This is a genomic window from Burkholderia sp. Bp9031, from assembly GCF_003857965.1.
Lineage (GTDB): Bacteria > Pseudomonadota > Gammaproteobacteria > Burkholderiales > Burkholderiaceae > Burkholderia > Burkholderia ambifaria_A.
Genome location: NZ_QTPW01000006.1, coordinates 106,566 through 122,169, shown reverse-complemented (window position 1 = coordinate 122,169; position 15,604 = coordinate 106,566). Strand labels below are relative to the sequence as shown.

Annotated in this window: 15 protein-coding genes; 12 read left to right on the top strand and 3 right to left on the bottom strand. The window is 66.8% G+C overall.

All coding sequences use genetic code 11. The features are described from left to right. Positions 1–19 precede the first annotated feature (19 nt). The 3 genes from argE to DIE15_RS10345 all read left to right on the top strand — a co-directional run bounded on the left by argE (position 20) and on the right by DIE15_RS10345 (position 2,924). On the top strand, positions 20–1,240 hold the full coding sequence (gene argE / locus DIE15_RS10355) for an acetylornithine deacetylase (RefSeq protein WP_124833143.1): 1,221 nt from the start codon (positions 20–22) through the stop codon (positions 1,238–1,240). A gap of 60 nt (positions 1,241–1,300) precedes the next feature. Beyond that, entirely contained in the window at positions 1,301–2,320 is a 1,020-nt protein-coding gene (locus DIE15_RS10350; RefSeq protein ID WP_124833142.1) for a threonine/serine dehydratase, read from the top strand. Positions 2,321–2,495: 175 nt separating this feature from the next. Further along, positions 2,496–2,924 carry a DUF3574 domain-containing protein gene (locus DIE15_RS10345; protein ID WP_124833217.1) on the top strand — a complete coding sequence of 143 codons (429 nt, stop codon included), beginning with the start codon at positions 2,496–2,498 and terminating at the stop codon, positions 2,922–2,924. Between the two features lie 84 nt (positions 2,925–3,008). Here DIE15_RS10345 and DIE15_RS10340 read toward each other — a convergent pair whose 3' ends face one another. Beyond that, positions 3,009–5,546, bottom strand: coding sequence for a penicillin-binding protein 1A (locus tag DIE15_RS10340; protein ID WP_124833141.1), 2,538 nt, complete (start codon positions 5,544–5,546; stop codon positions 3,009–3,011). A 439-nt stretch (positions 5,547–5,985) separates the two neighbouring features. On the opposite strand from DIE15_RS10340, the gene DIE15_RS10335 reads away from it, so the two are divergent. From DIE15_RS10335 to DIE15_RS10320, 4 genes are all read left to right on the top strand, one after another. Further along, positions 5,986–6,666, top strand: a complete 681-nt coding sequence (locus DIE15_RS10335) for a PspA/IM30 family protein (RefSeq protein ID WP_044843730.1) — start codon at positions 5,986–5,988, stop codon at positions 6,664–6,666. 78 nt (positions 6,667–6,744) lie between these two features. Continuing rightward, entirely contained in the window at positions 6,745–7,935 is a 1,191-nt protein-coding gene (locus DIE15_RS10330; protein WP_124833140.1) for a M48 family metallopeptidase, read from the top strand. A 234-nt stretch (positions 7,936–8,169) separates the two neighbouring features. Then, entirely contained in the window at positions 8,170–8,601 is a 432-nt protein-coding gene (mscL, locus tag DIE15_RS10325) for a large conductance mechanosensitive channel protein MscL (protein WP_057925374.1), read from the top strand. A 341-nt stretch (positions 8,602–8,942) separates the two neighbouring features. After that, entirely contained in the window at positions 8,943–9,389 is a 447-nt protein-coding gene (locus DIE15_RS10320) for a hypothetical protein (RefSeq protein WP_027784713.1), read from the top strand. A gap of 77 nt (positions 9,390–9,466) precedes the next feature. Here DIE15_RS10320 and DIE15_RS10315 read toward each other — a convergent pair whose 3' ends face one another. Continuing rightward, positions 9,467–10,360, bottom strand: a complete 894-nt coding sequence (locus DIE15_RS10315) for an NAD(P)-dependent oxidoreductase (RefSeq protein WP_124833216.1) — start codon at positions 10,358–10,360, stop codon at positions 9,467–9,469. A gap of 135 nt (positions 10,361–10,495) precedes the next feature. Here DIE15_RS10315 and DIE15_RS10310 point away from each other — a divergent pair, with 135 nt between their 5' ends. Together DIE15_RS10310 and DIE15_RS10305 are read left to right on the top strand one after the other, a co-directional pair. Next, on the top strand, positions 10,496–10,705 hold the full coding sequence (locus DIE15_RS10310; RefSeq protein WP_006755984.1) for a dodecin: 210 nt from the start codon (positions 10,496–10,498) through the stop codon (positions 10,703–10,705). Between the two features lie 224 nt (positions 10,706–10,929). Continuing rightward, the gene (locus DIE15_RS10305) at positions 10,930–11,859 is read left to right on the top strand and encodes a LysR substrate-binding domain-containing protein (RefSeq protein WP_057925376.1); all 930 of its coding nucleotides are present in this window, start codon (positions 10,930–10,932) and stop codon (positions 11,857–11,859) included. A 126-nt stretch (positions 11,860–11,985) separates the two neighbouring features. Here the strand turns inward: DIE15_RS10305 and DIE15_RS10300 are convergent, their stop codons facing one another. Further along, positions 11,986–13,398, bottom strand: a complete 1,413-nt coding sequence (locus tag DIE15_RS10300; RefSeq protein ID WP_124833139.1) for an 8-oxoguanine deaminase — start codon at positions 13,396–13,398, stop codon at positions 11,986–11,988. 126 nt (positions 13,399–13,524) lie between these two features. Here DIE15_RS10300 and DIE15_RS36955 point away from each other — a divergent pair, with 126 nt between their 5' ends. The 3 genes from DIE15_RS36955 (at position 13,525) to DIE15_RS10285 (ending at position 15,511) form a co-directional block, all read left to right on the top strand. Beyond that, positions 13,525–13,833, top strand: coding sequence for a hypothetical protein (locus tag DIE15_RS36955; protein WP_160327440.1), 309 nt, complete (start codon positions 13,525–13,527; stop codon positions 13,831–13,833). 77 nt (positions 13,834–13,910) lie between these two features. Next, a complete protein-coding gene (gene uraH, locus DIE15_RS10290; RefSeq protein ID WP_124833138.1) occupies positions 13,911–14,264 on the top strand; it encodes a hydroxyisourate hydrolase in 354 nt (117 codons plus the stop codon). Positions 14,265–14,317: 53 nt separating this feature from the next. Beyond that, positions 14,318–15,511 (top strand): urate hydroxylase PuuD, encoded by a 1,194-nt coding sequence (locus tag DIE15_RS10285; RefSeq protein ID WP_057925379.1) that lies wholly within the window; start codon positions 14,318–14,320, stop codon positions 15,509–15,511. Positions 15,512–15,604: the final 93 nt, after the last annotated feature.

Below are 15,604 nucleotides of genomic sequence, written 5' to 3'. Positions count from 1 at the left end.
CATCAGACGGAGTTTTGCCATGTCCACTCTCGACGCGACGGCGCCGTCCGCCGCCGACCAAGGCGACGCCTCGCTCGTCAGCCTGCCCTGGATCAAGCAGCTGGTGTCGATGGACACGACGAGCCGCGTGCCGAACCTCGGCCTGATCGAAACGGTGCGCGACGCGCTTGCCGCGAAGGGCATCGCGTCGACGCTCACGCACGATCCGCGCGAAGGCTGGGCCAACCTGTTCGCGACCGTGCCCGCATACGACGGCTCGACCGACGGCGGCATCGTGCTGTCGGGGCACACCGACGTCGTGCCGGTCGACGGCCAGCAGTGGGACAGCGACCCGTTCGCGCCCGAGCTGCGCGACGGCCGCCTGTACGGCCGCGGCACGTGCGACATGAAGGGCTTCATCGGCACGGCGCTCGCGCTGTTGCCCGAGATGCAGGCGACCCGGCTCGCGAAGCCGATCCATTTCGCGCTGTCCTATGACGAGGAAATCGGCTGCGCGGGCGCACCGCTCCTGATCGCCGATCTCGTCAAGCGCGGCGTGAAGCCGTCCGGCTGCATCGTCGGCGAGCCCACCAGCATGCGGCCGATCATCGCGCACAAGGGCATCAACGCGTACCGCTGCTGCGTGCGCGGCCATGCGGCGCACTCGTCGCTGACGCCGAAGGGCCTGAACGCGATCGAGTACGCGGCGCGCCTCATCTGCCACATCCGCGACGTCGCCGACCGCTTCCGTGCCGAAGGCCCGTTCGACGAGCTGTACGACGTGCCGTTCACGACCGCGCAGACGAGCACGATCCAGGGCGGCAACGCGATCAATACGGTGCCGGCCGAATGCCGGTTCGACTTCGAGTTCCGCAACCTGCCGACGCTCGATCCCGAGCAGATCTTCACGCGCATCGAAGCGTATGCGCAGGAAACGCTGCTGCCGCAGATGCGTCGCGAGCATCCGAACGCGGCGATCGAGTTCTCGAAGATCGCCGCGGCGCCGGGGCTCGACGCGACCGAACAGGCCGCGATCACGCAGCTCGTGCGCGCGCTGACGGCCGACCAGGACAAGCGCAAGGTCGCCTACGGCACCGAGGCCGGCCTGTTCGAGCGCGCGGGTATCCCGAGCATCGTCTGCGGGCCCGGCAACATCGAGCAGGCACACAAGCCGAACGAATATGTCGAGCTCGCGCAGCTCGCCGGCTGCGAGCAGTTCCTGCGCAAGTTCATCCGCAGCATGTCGGTCGACGCACACTGACCGCCCGCCACGCCGGCCTGCGTGTGCGGGCCGGCCCCTACCCCCGCCACCCGCCACGTCATGTCGACTGAACAACAGGGCACTGCCCATACGACGATCGACGGCGAGCCGATTCCGACGCTCGACGAAATCGCCGCGCAGCATTTCGCGTTGTCACCGTGGGTCGCACGCACCCCGGTGTTCGAGCGCGCCGATCTCCCGTCCCTCGAGGGCACGCACGTCAACTTCAAGTTCGAGCTGCTGCAGGCAAGCGGCAGCTTCAAGGCGCGCGGCGCGTTCACGCACCTGCTGGCACTCGACGAAGCGCGCAAGAACGCCGGCGTCACGTGCGTCTCGGCCGGCAATCATGCGGCGGCCGTCGCCTATGCGGCGATGCGGCTCGGCAGCAGCGCGAAGGTCGTGATGTTCCATACCGCGAGCCCGATGCGCATCGCGCAGTGCAAGCAGTACCGCGCGGAAGTCGTGCTCGCCGGCAGCGCGTCGCAGGCATTCGACCTCGTGCGGCGAATCGAGGCCGAGGAAGGCCGCTTCTTCATCCATCCGTTCAACGGCTATCACACGATTCTCGGCACCGCGACGCTGGGCTACGAATGGGCGACGCAGACGCCCGATCTCGACGCGGTGATCGTGCCGATCGGCGGCGGCGGGCTCGCGGCCGGCATGTCGACCGCGCTGCGGCTCGCGAATCCGCGCGTGCACGTGTACGGCGTCGAGCCGGAAGGCGCCGACGCGATGAGCCGCAGCTTCGCCGCCAATCACACGATCAAGATGAGCGCGATGCAGACCATCGCCGATTCGCTGATGGCGCCGCACACCGAGGAATACAGCTACCAGCTGTGCCGGCGCCACATCGACCGCATCGTCACGGTGTCCGACGACGCACTGCGCGCGGCGATGCTGTTCCTGTTCTCGCACCTGAAGCTGTCGGTCGAACCGGCGTGCGCGGCAGCGCTCGCGGCGCTGCTCGGCCCGCTGCGCGAAACGCTGCAGAGCAAGCGGGTCGGCGTGCTGCTGTCGGGCACGAACACCGACCCCGCAACGCTCGGCATGCATCTCGCGCACGCGAAACTGCATCACTGAATCCACGCAGGCTACTCAGGGTTATCCCCAGTTTATGTTGACAGCCCTGTTGATAACCCGCCGGACAAACACGCAAGTCATTGAGCAGGCAGCGTTTTATGCGCGCGAAGGGCGTCGGACGCGAAATAGGCAGATGCCGCCGCCGAGCGCGCGTCCCGCGACGTGGCGGCGTCGCATGCGCTCCATGATCGGCGCCGCCGCCCTTGCACTGTTCGCCGGTTGTGCGGCACCGCCCTCGCCCATCATCGACGCGTCTGCAGCCTGCATGCAGCCGGACGCGCACCGGATGCTGCAAGCCGACCTGCTGTTCGGGCGCGATATCGCGGGACGCGGCCCCGTCACCGATGCGGAGCGCGCGGCCTTCCTCGCCGACGTCGTCACGCCGCGCTTTCCGGACGGCTTCACATACTGGGACACCCGCGGCCAATGGCGCGACCGCGCCACCGGCCGGATCATCCGCGAAGCGAGCTTCGTGGTCCGTATCGTCGCCGACGATACCGCCGACACGCACGCGCGGCTCGCCGCGATCCGGCATGCGTACCGCGAGCGCTTCCGGCAGGAATCGGTCGGCATCACGCTCGTGCCGGCCTGCGCGTCGTTCTGATTCGCCCTACCGGGCCGAGGCCGCGACACGCAAAAAAACGGGCGCCCGAAGGCGCCCGTCGCATGCGAAACATCCGCGTACCGCTTACTTGTTCTCGAACATGTCCATGATCTGCTGCTTCTCCTGCTGCGTGACGGGCGGCGGTGCGAGCCCCTCCGAGCCGGCCGAGCCGAGCGCATCGTTCGCGCTGATCGCGTTCGCGGCCGGGTTGATGTCCACGCTCGCGACGAAGCCGTTGCCCGGCGTGCGATCGGCGTAGTACAGCTCGCCGTCGACCGTCGTCAGGCCGTCCGGCATCGGCATCTGCTGCTCGGGCACGCCGTTCAGCGCAGTGCGCATGTAGTTCACCCAGATCGGCAGCGCGAGCTGCGCGCCGAATTCGCGGCTGCCGAGGCTCTTCGGCTGGTCGAAGCCCATCCACGCGACCGCGACGAGCGACTGCTGGTAGCCGGCGAACCAGCCGTCCTTCGCATCGTTCGTCGTACCCGTCTTGCCCTGCAGGTCGCTACGGCCGAGCGCGTTGGTGCCGGCACCCGTGCCGGCCGTCGCGACCGTGTGCAGCAGGCTGTTCATCACGTACGCGTTGCGGCCTTCGATCGTGCGCGGCGCCGTGCCGCCCGCGACCACCGGCTGCGACTTCTGCAGCGGCTGGCCGCGCGCGTCGTCGACTTCGGCGATCAGGTACGGATCGACCTTGTAGCCGCCGTTCGCGAATACCGCATAACCGGTCGCGAGCTGCAGCGGCGTCACGAGGCCCGCACCGAGCGCCATCGGCAGGTACGGCGGCGTCTTCGCCGGATCGAAGCCGAAGCGCTGCGTCACGTACTGCTGCGCATACTGCGTGCCGATCGACGCGAGGATCCGGATCGACACGAGGTTCTTCGAACGCTGCAGGCCGGTACGCATCGTCATCGGGCCGTCCGGCTGGTCGTCGTCCTTCGGCTCCCACGCGGTGCCGCCCGGCACGCTCGGCGGGAAGTACAGCGGCGCATCGTTGATGATCGTCGCCGGCCCGAGCCCCTTGTCGAGCGACGCCGAATAGATGAACGGCTTGAACGACGAACCCGGCTGGCGCCACGCTTGCGTCACGTGGTTGAACTTGCTCTTGTTGAAGTCGAAGCCGCCGACGAGCGAGCGGATCGCACCGTCCTGCGGCGCGATCGCGACGAGCGCGCCTTCGACCTGCGGCAGCTGCACGACCTGCCAGCCCGTCTTGCCGTCCTTCAGCACGCGCACGATCGAGCCCGGCTTGATCCGCAGCGTGGCATTCGCACGCGGATTCAGCGCGGCCGACACGAAGCGCAGCCCGGCCGAGCCGATCGTCGTCGTCGCGCCACCGACGAACTGCACCTCGACCGCGTTCGGCGACGCCGTCAGCACCACCGCCGACTGCAGGTCGCCGTTGTCCGGATGATCGGCGAGCGCGTCGTCGATCGCCTCGTCGCGGTCGTCGCCAGCGGCCGGCAGGTTGATCGAGCCTTCCGGCCCGCGATAGCCGTGGCGGCGCTCGTAATCGAGAATGCCGCGGCGCACGGCCTGGTACGCGGCTTCCTGGTCGGCCGAGTTGATCGTCGTCGTGACGGTCAGCCCGCGCGTATAGGTTTCGTCCTTGTACTGCTGGTACATCATCTGCCGCACCATCTCGGAGACGTATTCACCGTGCACCGCGTACTGGTTGCCCGGCGTGCGCACGTGGATCTCTTCCTTCACCGCCTGGTCGTACTGCGGCTGCGTGATGTAGCCGATCTCGAGCATGCGCTTCAGGATGTATTCCTGGCGAACCTTCGCGCGCTTCGGGTTGACGACCGGGTTATACGCGGACGGCGCCTTCGGCAGCCCCGCGAGCATCGCCGCTTCCGCGAGCGTGATGTCCTTCAGGTCCTTGCCGAAATACACGCGCGCGGCGGCCGCGAAGCCGTACGAGCGCTGACCCAGATAGATCTGGTTCATGTACAGCTCGAGGATCTGGTCCTTCGTCAGCGCCTTCTCGATCTTGTACGCGAGCAGCATCTCGTAGATCTTGCGCGTGTAGGTCTTCTCGCTCGACAGGAAGAAGTTGCGTGCGACCTGCATCGTGATCGTGCTCGCGCCCTGGCGCGCGCCACCGTGCAGCAGGTCGGCCACGCCCGCGCGCAGGATGCCGACGAAGTCGACGCCGCCGTGTTCGTAGAAGCGGTAGTCCTCGATCGCGAGCACCGCCTTCTTCATCACGTCGGGAATGTCCTGGAAGCGCACGAGGCTGCGGCGCTCCTCGCCGAACTCGCCGATCAGCACGTGATCGGCGGTGAACACGCGCAGCGGCACCTTCGGCTGGTAGTTGGTCAGCGCATCGAGCGACGGCAGTTGCGGGGCCATCACGACGAGTGCGTAGCCGACGATCAGCGCGCCGACAATCGCGAGCGTCGCGAACAGCCCGACGAACCACAGTGCGACGCGCGAGCCGAACGAGCGGCGGCCGCCCCCGCCTCCGCTGCGCTGCGCGCGACGGTCGTCGTCGCGGTCGTCGTCGCGGTCGTCGCCGCGGTCGTCGTCGGGGTAATAGGCTCCCGATGGCGAACGGCGTAACGTGTAGTGAGGTTCGTTCCGGTCGGAAGGAGAAGACGGTCGTTTGATAATTGGCATGTCGGAATGGCGGGCGGCGTGGCGCCCTCGGACGCATGCGGAAATGCAAGCGGATGAATCAGAGTGGGTGCATCGCGGCAACTGTCACGTCGACAGACCCCGCCGCGCGGCGATCCGTTCCCGCGACGTGACAGCGCATTTTAATGAAATCGACCGATCGGCTTCGCGATTTTTTGTAAAAATTCCCGCATAACCGTGAATTGCGAAACGTATTGGCGGCATGCTCCGCCTATCATGGACTCGCGGCCCGGCGCGCGCCGCAGCGTTTCTTTCAAACACGAAAGGTTCGAGTTCTGCACGTGCATGCCGCTTGAACTCCGGCGCTTAAGCCGTATTTAAGGGGCCGGCGGTGTAATATCCGCCGGCTCACGCGGGTCGGATCCGATTCGCGACGGGCACTGCCGCGCTCACGCGGCACCTTTCAACCACGGAGGATTTCATGTCGCTTTTCGACTCTGTTTCGCGCACGATCAAAGGCCTGCTGAACGACGCGGCCGACTCGGTACAGGATCCGTCGCGCGACGCACGGCAGATCGTGCGGGAGCTCGACGACAGCATCGGCCGTGCCGAGAATTCGCTGATCGAGATCGAGGCACAGGTCGCGACCCAGCGCAGCAAGCGCGATGCGGCCGACGACAAGGTGAAGAAGTACGAGGACGGCGCGAAGCGCGCGCTGCAGGCCGGCGACGAAGCGCTCGCACGCGAGGCGCTTGCCGCGCAGTCGAACGCGGAAGCCGAGCGCGATGCGCTTGCGGCCGAGCTGACGACGCTCGAACCGTCGGTCGACAAGCTGAAGGGGCAGATCGCCGACATGCGCCAGCGCCGCAACGACCTGAATGCGCGCTCGAACATCCTGCAGGCGAAACAGGAAATCGCGCAGGCGAAGGACGTCGCGGCCAGCGCGCTGGGCGGCATCGGCGGCAAGAACCTGTCCGAGGACTTCCAGAAGCTCGAGGACAAGGTCGCGCTGCAGAACGCGCGCTCGGACGCACGCCTGAATTCGGCCGACACGTCGAGCGGCAAGGCGCTCGACGACAAGCTCGCCGCGCTGAACAAGGGCCCGTCGGTCGAGGATCGCCTCGCCGCGCTGAAGAAGCAGCTCGACACGCCCGCGCAGTAACGGCAACCGCGCCGCGGCCCGCCGGGCCCGCGGCGCGCACCGATCGTCAGGAGACGGGCGCTCGCGCCCGGTTCGACCATGAAGAAATCTCTCGCCGCGCTCGGCCTCTCGCTGATGCTGCTGTCGTCCGCCGCATTTGCGGTCCCGTCGCTGCAGCAAGTCGAGCAGTCGATCGCACAACGTGACTGGCAGCGTGCCGACACGCAGCTGTCGCAAGTCATCGATGCCCATCCGAACAACGCGCATGCGCGCTACCTGTACGCGCAGGTGCTTGACCGCGAAGGTCGCGCGTCCGATGCGCTCACGCAGCTGCAGAAGGCAAAGTCGCTCGATCCGCAACTGCGCTTCACCGACGCGTCGCACTTCGCGCAGACGGAATCGCGCATTCGCGCAGACGCCGCGCGCATCAGTGGCAACGCACCGTCGGCCACGCAGAGCGGTTCGTTGCAGTCGTCGCTCGCACCGGCCGTGCCGGTCGCGAAACATGGTCCGTCGACCGGCATGTGGATCGGCCTCGGGCTGATCGTCGCGATCATTGCGCTGGTGCTGCGCTGGACGTTGCGACGTGCACGCTCGGCCGACGACAGCCGCGCCGATGACGAACGCCGCACGCAGTTGAAGCGCGCGACCGACGTGCTGAACGACATTCGTCCGCTGAAACTCGACGCGAAGCTCTCGACCGCGCCCGGCGCGGCCGCGCTCACCGGCGAACTCGAAGGCATCGAGACCGATGCGCGCACGCTCGTCGAAACGCTGTCGAACGGCAAGAACCCGGTGCCGCCGTATCGCATCGACGAACTCGAGCAGCGGCATGCGAGCGTGAAGGCACGCGTCGAAGGCCGCCCCGATCCGGGCGCGCAACCCGCCGCGCCGGCGAACGGCAGCGGCTCCGTGTATGCGCAGGAAGCCGATCGCATGACCGGCATGCAAGGCCAGCCGTATCAGCAGCAACCGTACCCGCAGCAGCCGTATCCACCGCAACCGTATCCGCAACAGCAGCCACCCGTCGTGGTCCAGCAAGGCGGCGGTTTCGGCGGCGGGATGGGCGGGCTGCTGACCGGCGTGCTGCTTGGCGAAGCGATGTCGGGCGGCCGCGAGCGCGTGGTCGAGCGCGACGTGATCGTCGACGACCAGCGCCGACGCCAGGAGAACAACGATCCGGGCTTCGACCTCGGTCGCGGCGACAATTCGAACTGGAGCGACGGCAACGGCGGCGGCAGTGTCGATCTCGGCAGCAACGACGACGGCTGGACCGACGACAATACCTGAGCATTCGCACGCGGGCGCCGACGCATCGCGCGACGCCCGCCCCTCACGCCACGCTTCCTTTCATTTCCACTCGCGCCGGTCCCCTGATTTGTTAATCATTTCAAGATGGGCTACCGGCAATGGGGCACGTTCGCTATCATGCGGCCATCGGCGTGCCTCCGATCCCATCAGACGCTTCGCAGCCCTGCGCGTCGCGGCACGCCTCCCCTCGCCCCAACCAGGAGAAAGCCGCTCATGAGCATAATCAAGGAATTCAAGGAATTCGCCGTCAAGGGCAACGTGATGGATCTCGCCGTCGGCGTGATCATCGGTGGCGCATTCTCGAAGATCGTCGACTCGGTCGTGAAAGACCTCATCATGCCGGTCATCGGCGTGGTAACCGGCGGTCTGGATTTCTCGAACAAGTTCGTTCTGCTCGGCACCATCCCCCCGTCGTTCAAGGGTAATCCCGATTCGTTCAAGGACCTGCAGGCCGCGGGCGTTGCCGCGTTCGGCTACGGCTCGTTCATCACCGTGGCGATCAACTTCGTGATCCTCGCGTTCATCATTTTCATGATGGTGAAATTCATCAACAAGCTGCGCAAGCCGGAAGAAGCCGCGCCGGCCGCAACGCCGGAAGACATCGTGCTGCTGCGCGAGATCCGCGATTCGCTCAAGCAACGCTGAGCACCGCGCCACGCCGCAACTATCGGGCCCGCCATGTGCGGGCCTTTTTGTTGGGCGCGCGCCGCGCACGGCCGCGCGAGGCTTATCTCATTTTTTTGTGACGGGCGAATGCACGCGCGGGAAAAGCAGGTCTATGATGGAGACTAAACGACAGTACGGGCGCCAAGACGCTGGCTGTGTCGATCATCGTGGCAAGCGGGTCGACGGGAGACATTGATCGTCGTACCGCACGAGTGCAGCATTTTCGTGTGCTATAAAGGATCGGCATGCGGCGTACATAGCCGGGAGTGGGTCGCATGAAAATGCCGCATTTCTTGCAATTGTTTTTGAGGCGAGTGTTTATGTCCTTCCCGAAAAAACGTCGACGCGCGCAACAGGATGGCCAGGAGTCGTTCCTCGCGGTATTGCGCCATTCGAAACCTTTCGCGCAGCTCGACACCAAGATTGCCCGCGCCCGTGCGCAGGACGAACCCGTCCTCTATGCGCATGTGCTGCCCGGCCTCGATGTGCTTCTATGCAGCGTGCGCGGCGCACAGCCGCCCTATCCGGCCATTGCCGAACTGCGCAAGCGCTGCATCGAATCGATCGCCAACGCACTCGAACAGCCACTCGACGGTCTCGAGAACGGCGGGTACTGGTACGAGGCGAACGGCTTTGGCTTCCTCGTGTTCGCGAGCCGCGCGCGCGCGCGCATCCTGCCCGAATTTGGTGCAGGCACGAAGGCGAGCCTGCGCGGCGGGCTCGGGCGCCAGAACGCCGGCGACACGACACCGCGCTCCCTCGGCTGAACCGACACCGACACGATGGGCCGCCTCCGGGCGGCCCATCGGCCATTCAGGTTTCCCGCTTTACTGCCGCCGCGCGATCACCGTGCCGTCCCGCGCCCGTTACCGGGCCGGACGATGTCGATGAACGCGGCGAAATCGGCACCGGCGAGCCCCTGCGCGGCGCCCAGACGCAGCACCTGCTGCACCGTGGCCGATACGGGCATCACCGCGCCCGTATCGCGCGCGGCATCGGCAATTGCGTCGACGTCCTTCTGGAACGTGGCGAGCGCGCCGATCGACGGATGGCCGCCCGACGTCATGCGCGGCACGAAGGTCTGCAGCAGCACCGAATCGGCCCACCCGCCCGCCAGCGCGTCGGCCAGACGCGCGGCGTCGATGCCGCTCGCCTGCGCCAGGCCGACGGCTTCCGCGATCGCGGTCACCGTCGCGGTGACGATCGCCTGGTTGCACAGCTTCGCGGTCTGGCCCGCACCCGCGTCGCCAATGTGCGTGATGCGCGATGCGTAGGTGTCGATCAGCGGCCGCACCGCATCGAGATCCGCCGCGCCGCCGCCCGCCATCACCGCGAGCGTGCCGGCCTGCGCGCCGGGCACGCCACCCGACACCGGCGCGTCGATCCAGCCGACGCCGAGCGCGGCCGCGCGCGCCGCGTAGTCGCGCGTCGCCGCAGGCGGAATGCTCGAATGATCGACGATGCGCTTCAAACGGCGCGCCTTCGCTTCGCCCGCAAGGAGCCCGTGCTCGCCGAACACGACGTCGCCGACCGCGCGGCCGTCGAGCACGCACACGAACACCGTGTCGACGCGCTCGGCCAGTTCGCGCGGCGTGTCGACCACTTGCGCGCCGTCTTTTTCAAGCGCCTCGGCCTTGCCGCGCGTCCGGTTCCATACGCTGACCCGGTGCCCCGCCGCCAGCAAATGCCGAATCATCGGCGCGCCCATCAATCCCGGTCCGCAAAATCCGACTTCCACGATGTTCCTCGTCTCCAATTGGGGTTGCACTTGCCGCCCATCATACCTATCACTCAAGAAGCCGGACACGCGCGGCGCCGCTTCGGTCCCGCCGCTTGCGCCGGCCGCCCATACCAACCTCCCAGGGAGCGCATCATGAGCGACCACGTCTACAAGCTGATCGAACTGACCGGCTCGTCGCGGCAATCTTGCGACGACGCCATCCGCAACGCGATCTCGAAAGCCGGCAAGACGCTGCACAACCTGCACTGGTTCCAGGTGACCGAAACACGCGGCCACATCGAAGGCGACCAGGTCATCCACTGGCAGGTCACGCTGAAAGTCGGCATGCGCATCGACGACTGACGCACCGCGCTCGTCACGCGCGGCGCCCTGACCACCGGATGCGTGCAATGCGCATCCGCGCGGCGCCGTGCTCGCCCGTATTCCGCCCCGTTCGGACCCCTTGCCGGGGCCCGGCCGGCGGGCGTCTGCGGGTATCCATCTCTTGACGCTGCCCGTGGTTCATATTAAAAACCATATATTCCCCCGCCCCCTCGATCAGCCCGGACATATAAAACGGAGATATCATGAGTCAGCAACGCGAGGCGATCGACACGTACCTCTTGCGCGTCTTGCACACCTTGTTGATGGAGCGCAGCGTTACGCGCGCGGCCGTCAAACTGAACCAGTCGCAACCGGCGATCAGCGCCGCGCTGCGGCGCCTGCGCGACATCACCGGCGACCCGCTGCTCGTGCGCGGCAAGTCCGGCATGGTCCCGACCGAATACGGGCTGCGCCTGCTCGAGCCGGTGCAGAACGCACTGCGCGAAATCGAGCGCATCAAGTTCCAGCAGCACAACTTCGACCCGGCCACGTCGATCCGCTGCTACCGGATCGGCTGCCCCGACTACCTGAACGTGCTGTTCGTGCCGACCGTGGTCGAACGCTTCCGCCAGGCCGCGCCGAATGCGACGCTCGAGTTTCACTCGCTCGGCCCCGCGTTCGACTACGAGCTCGCGCTCGAAGACGGCAAGCTCGACATCGTCGTCGGCAACTGGCCCGAGCCGCCCGAACAACTGCACCTGTCGAACCTGTTCGTCGACCAGATCGTCTGCCTGATGAGCAACACGCACCCGTTCGCGAAGCGCGGCGGGCTCACGCTCGACCAGTACCTGAATGCGCCGCATCTCGCACCGACGCCGTACTCGGTCGGCCAGCGCGGCGCGATCGACGTGCACCTCGCGCGCGAGCGGCTCAAGCGCCACGTGGTCGTCACGCTGCCGTACTTCAACCTCGCACCGTACGTGCTGGTGAAGTCCGACCTGATCTTCACGACGACGCGCCTGTTCGCCGATCATTACGCGAAGTTCCTGCCGCTGTCGGTCGTGCCGGCGCCGCTCGACTTCCCGCCGATGCAGTACTACCAGCTGTGGCACGAACGCTGCCACTACTCCGACGAAGTGCGCTGGCTGCGCGGCCTCGTCGCCGAAGCGACCCGCACGCTGATCGAGCCGTAATCGCGCACGATGCGCGCGTCGGTCATGCCGTGACGGCGTGACCCGGTGTGATGTGCCGCGTGCGGCGGCGGCTACAACCGCCGCGCGCCGATCCGCAACGCGCGGCGCGACCACCACGCCCGCGCGTCAGCGCGACGCCTCCACGAGTGCCTGCGCCAGCGCGTTGTGGCGCTCGATGACCGGCGGCAGGTCGAGCGTCGCGAGCCGCCCTTCCCGCACCACCACCTTCCCGTTCACCACCGTGTATGCCGTCTGCGACGGCGCACAGAACACGAGCGCCGCGACCGGATCGTGCAGCGCGCCCGCGAACAGCGGCTGGCGCAGGTCGAACGCGGCGAAGTCGGCGGCCATGCCGGGCTTCAGCGCACCGATGTCGTCGCGGTTCAGCACCTTCGCGCCGCCGAGCGTCGCGATCTCGAGCGCCTCGCGCGCGGTCATTGCATCGGGCCCGAATCCGACCCGCTGCAGCAGCAACGCCTGCCGCACTTCCGCGACCATCTGCGCGCCGTCGTTCGACGCGGAGCCGTCGACGCCGAGGCCGACCGGCACGCCGGCGAGACGCATCTTCTTCACCGGCGCGATGCCCGACGCGAGCCGCATGTTCGAGCACGGACAGTGCGCGACGCCGGTGCCGGTGCGTGCGAACAGGCCGATGCCTGCATCGTCGAGCTGCACGCAGTGCGCATGCCACACGTCGTGGCCGACCCAGCCGAGATCTTCCGCGTATTCGGCGGGCGTCATCCCGAACTTCTCGCGGCTGTATGCGATATCGTTGACGTTCTCGGCCAGGTGCGTGTGCAGCGACACGCCGTAGTCGCGCGCCAGCACGGCTGCGTCACGCATCAGGCCGCGGCTCACCGAGAACGGCGAACACGGTGCGACGACCACGCGCAGCATCGCGTAGCGGCCTTCGTCGTGATAGGTCTCGATCAAGCGCTGCGCGTCGCGCAGGATGTCGGGCTCGCGCTCGACGACCGAATCGGGCGGCAGCCCGCCGTCGCGCTGGCCGACGCTCATCGCGCCACGGCTCGCGTGAAAGCGCATGCCGATGCGCTGCGCGGCGCCGATGCTGTCGTCGAGCCGGCTGCCGTTCGGGTAGATGTACAGGTGGTCGCTCGACGTCGTGCAACCCGACTGCAGCAGCTCGGCCATCGCGGTGAGCGTCGACACCTCGATCATCTCGGGCGTCAGATGCGCCCAGATCCGGTACAGGTTCGTGAGCCAGCCGAACAGCTCGGCGTTCTGCGCGGCCGGCACCGCGCGCGTGAGGCTCTGGTACATGTGATGGTGCGTGTTCACGAGCCCCGGGATCACCAGGTGGCCGCGCAGGTCGAGCACTTCGTCGGCGGTGTCGGGCAGCTCGGCGCTCGGGCCGACCGCGACGATCCGGTTGTCTTCGATATAAAGCCCCGCGTCGCGCAGTTCGCGGCGCGTGTCGTCCATGGTCACGAGCACGTCGGCGTGCTTGACCAGCAGGGTTTTCGGGCGGGATGAGGAAAGGTGCGGCGCGCGTGCGCCGGCGTGCTGCTCGAGGTTCATGCGTTCTCCGCGTCGTTCTGCCCCCGGGAGCCGCTCCCGGAGACGCTCACAAAGCCGTTCGAACGCTGATTCGCGGCACGCCCCGGTGCCTGCGTCCGTTCGAACGCGCTGGCCCGGTTACCCGGCGTGAATGCCGTCTTCGGGGTACGCGCGGGCTGGAAGCCCGACGCGCACGGCGGCAGCATCGCCCAAGCGCGCGCGGCGCACAATGCGCGATCTGCAATACCGCGCTTCACGGTTTCGATATGGTACGCCGCACGGGAGGCCGCCGGGCGCCGGAATCCCGGGCTGCGCGCCGGTGCCGGCGTGCCGTCGACAGCGGTTCATGCGCGGCGCATTATCTTTGATATCGCGCCCGTATTTGCGCGGGGAACCTTTTTACAATGCCTGCACGGCGCTCGCTTCAATCTCGCCGACGGGTATGTAGCCACGTGACGTGGAGCCTCGATCCGCCGCACAGTCAATGGATCGAGTCGCCGCCGAACCTCGCATTCACACAAGGACAATTGCGAATGGGAAAGCTCACTACCCACGTACTCGATACGGCGCACGGTCGTCCCGGCGCTTCCATCAAGGTGGACCTCTACGCGCTGGACGGCGAATCGCGCCGCGCGATCAAGACCGTGCTGACCAATAGCGACGGCCGCTGCGACGAACCGCTGCTCGAAGGCGCGGCGCTCGCCGCCGGCGAATACGAACTCGTATTCCATGCCGGCGACTACTTCGCGTCGCTCGGCGTGAAGGTGCCCGAACCCCGCTTCGTCGACCGCGTCGTACTGCGCTTCGGCATCGCCGACACCACATCGCACTACCACGTGCCGCTGCTCGTGTCGCCGTGGTCGTACAGCACCTATCGCGGCAGCTGACACACGTATCGGCGCCCGCATCAAAGACAACGATCTGAGTCTGGAGGAGTTTCATGGAAGGCTTCATCACCGACTGGCTGAACCTCGCGCTGCGATGGCTGCACGTCATCGTCGCCATTGCGTGGATCGGCGAGTCCTTCTATTTCGTCGCACTCGACAACAGCCTGAAACCGCCTACCGACGCGAACCAGCGCAAGCGCGGCGTGTTCGGCGAACTGTGGCACGTCCACGGCGGCGGTTTCTACAACATGCAGAAGTACACGGTCGCCCCGCCGGAAATGCCGGATGACCTGCACTGGTCGAAATGGCCGTCGTACACGACCTGGCTGTCGGGCTTCTCGCTGTTCTTCGTGCTGTACCTGCTCGCACCGAACACGTACCTGATCGACAAGAGCGTGCTCGACATGGGCCCGGTGGTCGCCGTCGCATCCGCGCTCGGCTTCCTCGCGGCCGGCTGGATCGTCTACGACTCGCTGTGCCGCATCCTCGGCACCAACGATCGCGTGCTCGGCATCTGCGTCGGCATCTATGTCGTCGTCGCCGCGTACCTCGCATGCCACATCTTCTCGGGCCGTGCGGCATACCTGATCGTCGGCGCGATGCTCGCGACGATCATGTCGGCGAACGTGTTCTTCGTGATCATCCCCGGCCAGCGCAAGATGGTCGACAAGATGCTCAAGGGCGAAGAGCCGAACCCGATCTACGGCAAGCGCGGCAAGCAGCGCTCGGTGCACAACACGTATTTCACGCTGCCGGTCGTGTTCGCGATGCTGTCGAACCACTATGCGATGACGTACACGAACAAGTTCAACTGGGTCGTGCTCGTGCTGATCATGCTGGCCGGCGCGCTGATCCGTCAGTTCTTCGTGATGCGCCACCGCGGCAAGCAGCTGTGGTACCTGCCGATCGGCGGCGTCGCACTGCTGTCGGGCGCACTGGTGTGGACGATGCCCAAGCCGGTCGCACCGGAAGCACAGGCTGCCAACGCACCGAAGGTCGTGATCAACGACATCATGCCGATCCTGCAGCAGCGCTGCATCGAGTGCCACTCGGCCAAGCCGACGCTGATGGGCAGCGCGCCGGCCGGCGTGATGTTCGACACGCCGGACGAAGTGTCGAAGAATGCGCAGCGTATCTACGAACAGGCCGTGCGCCTGAAGGCGATGCCGATCGGCAACGTCACGCACATGACCGACGACGAGCGCGTGAAGCTCGCCGCCTGGTTCGAGGGTGGCGCGGCCAAGTAAGCCGCCCTGCGCCGACTCTCGATCGCCGGCGCAATCCTCTCCGTTCGCGGGCCCGGAAACGGGCCCGTTTTTTTTGCGCGTATGGAACGCGTT

Excerpts from the sequence above, each read along its gene's own strand:
- argE (WP_124833143.1), top strand. The coding sequence starts at position 20 with ATGTCCACTCTCGACGCGACGGCGCCGTCCGCCGCCGACCAAGGCGAC.
- uraH (WP_124833138.1), top strand. The coding sequence starts at position 13,911 with ATGGGAAAGCTCACTACCCACGTACTCGATACGGCGCACGGTCGTCCC.
- DIE15_RS10320 (WP_027784713.1), top strand. The coding sequence starts at position 8,943 with ATGTCCTTCCCGAAAAAACGTCGACGCGCGCAACAGGATGGCCAGGAG.
- DIE15_RS10340 (WP_124833141.1), bottom strand. The coding sequence starts at position 5,546 with ATGCCAATTATCAAACGACCGTCTTCTCCTTCCGACCGGAACGAACCT.
- DIE15_RS10335 (WP_044843730.1), top strand. The coding sequence starts at position 5,986 with ATGTCGCTTTTCGACTCTGTTTCGCGCACGATCAAAGGCCTGCTGAAC.
- DIE15_RS10350 (WP_124833142.1), top strand. The coding sequence starts at position 1,301 with ATGTCGACTGAACAACAGGGCACTGCCCATACGACGATCGACGGCGAG.
- DIE15_RS10305 (WP_057925376.1), top strand. The coding sequence starts at position 10,930 with ATGAGTCAGCAACGCGAGGCGATCGACACGTACCTCTTGCGCGTCTTG.
- mscL (WP_057925374.1), top strand. The coding sequence starts at position 8,170 with ATGAGCATAATCAAGGAATTCAAGGAATTCGCCGTCAAGGGCAACGTG.
- DIE15_RS10300 (WP_124833139.1), bottom strand. The coding sequence starts at position 13,398 with ATGAACCTCGAGCAGCACGCCGGCGCACGCGCGCCGCACCTTTCCTCA.
- DIE15_RS10330 (WP_124833140.1), top strand. The coding sequence starts at position 6,745 with ATGAAGAAATCTCTCGCCGCGCTCGGCCTCTCGCTGATGCTGCTGTCG.
- DIE15_RS10310 (WP_006755984.1), top strand. The coding sequence starts at position 10,496 with ATGAGCGACCACGTCTACAAGCTGATCGAACTGACCGGCTCGTCGCGG.
- DIE15_RS10345 (WP_124833217.1), top strand. The coding sequence starts at position 2,496 with ATGCGCTCCATGATCGGCGCCGCCGCCCTTGCACTGTTCGCCGGTTGT.
- DIE15_RS10285 (WP_057925379.1), top strand. The coding sequence starts at position 14,318 with ATGGAAGGCTTCATCACCGACTGGCTGAACCTCGCGCTGCGATGGCTG.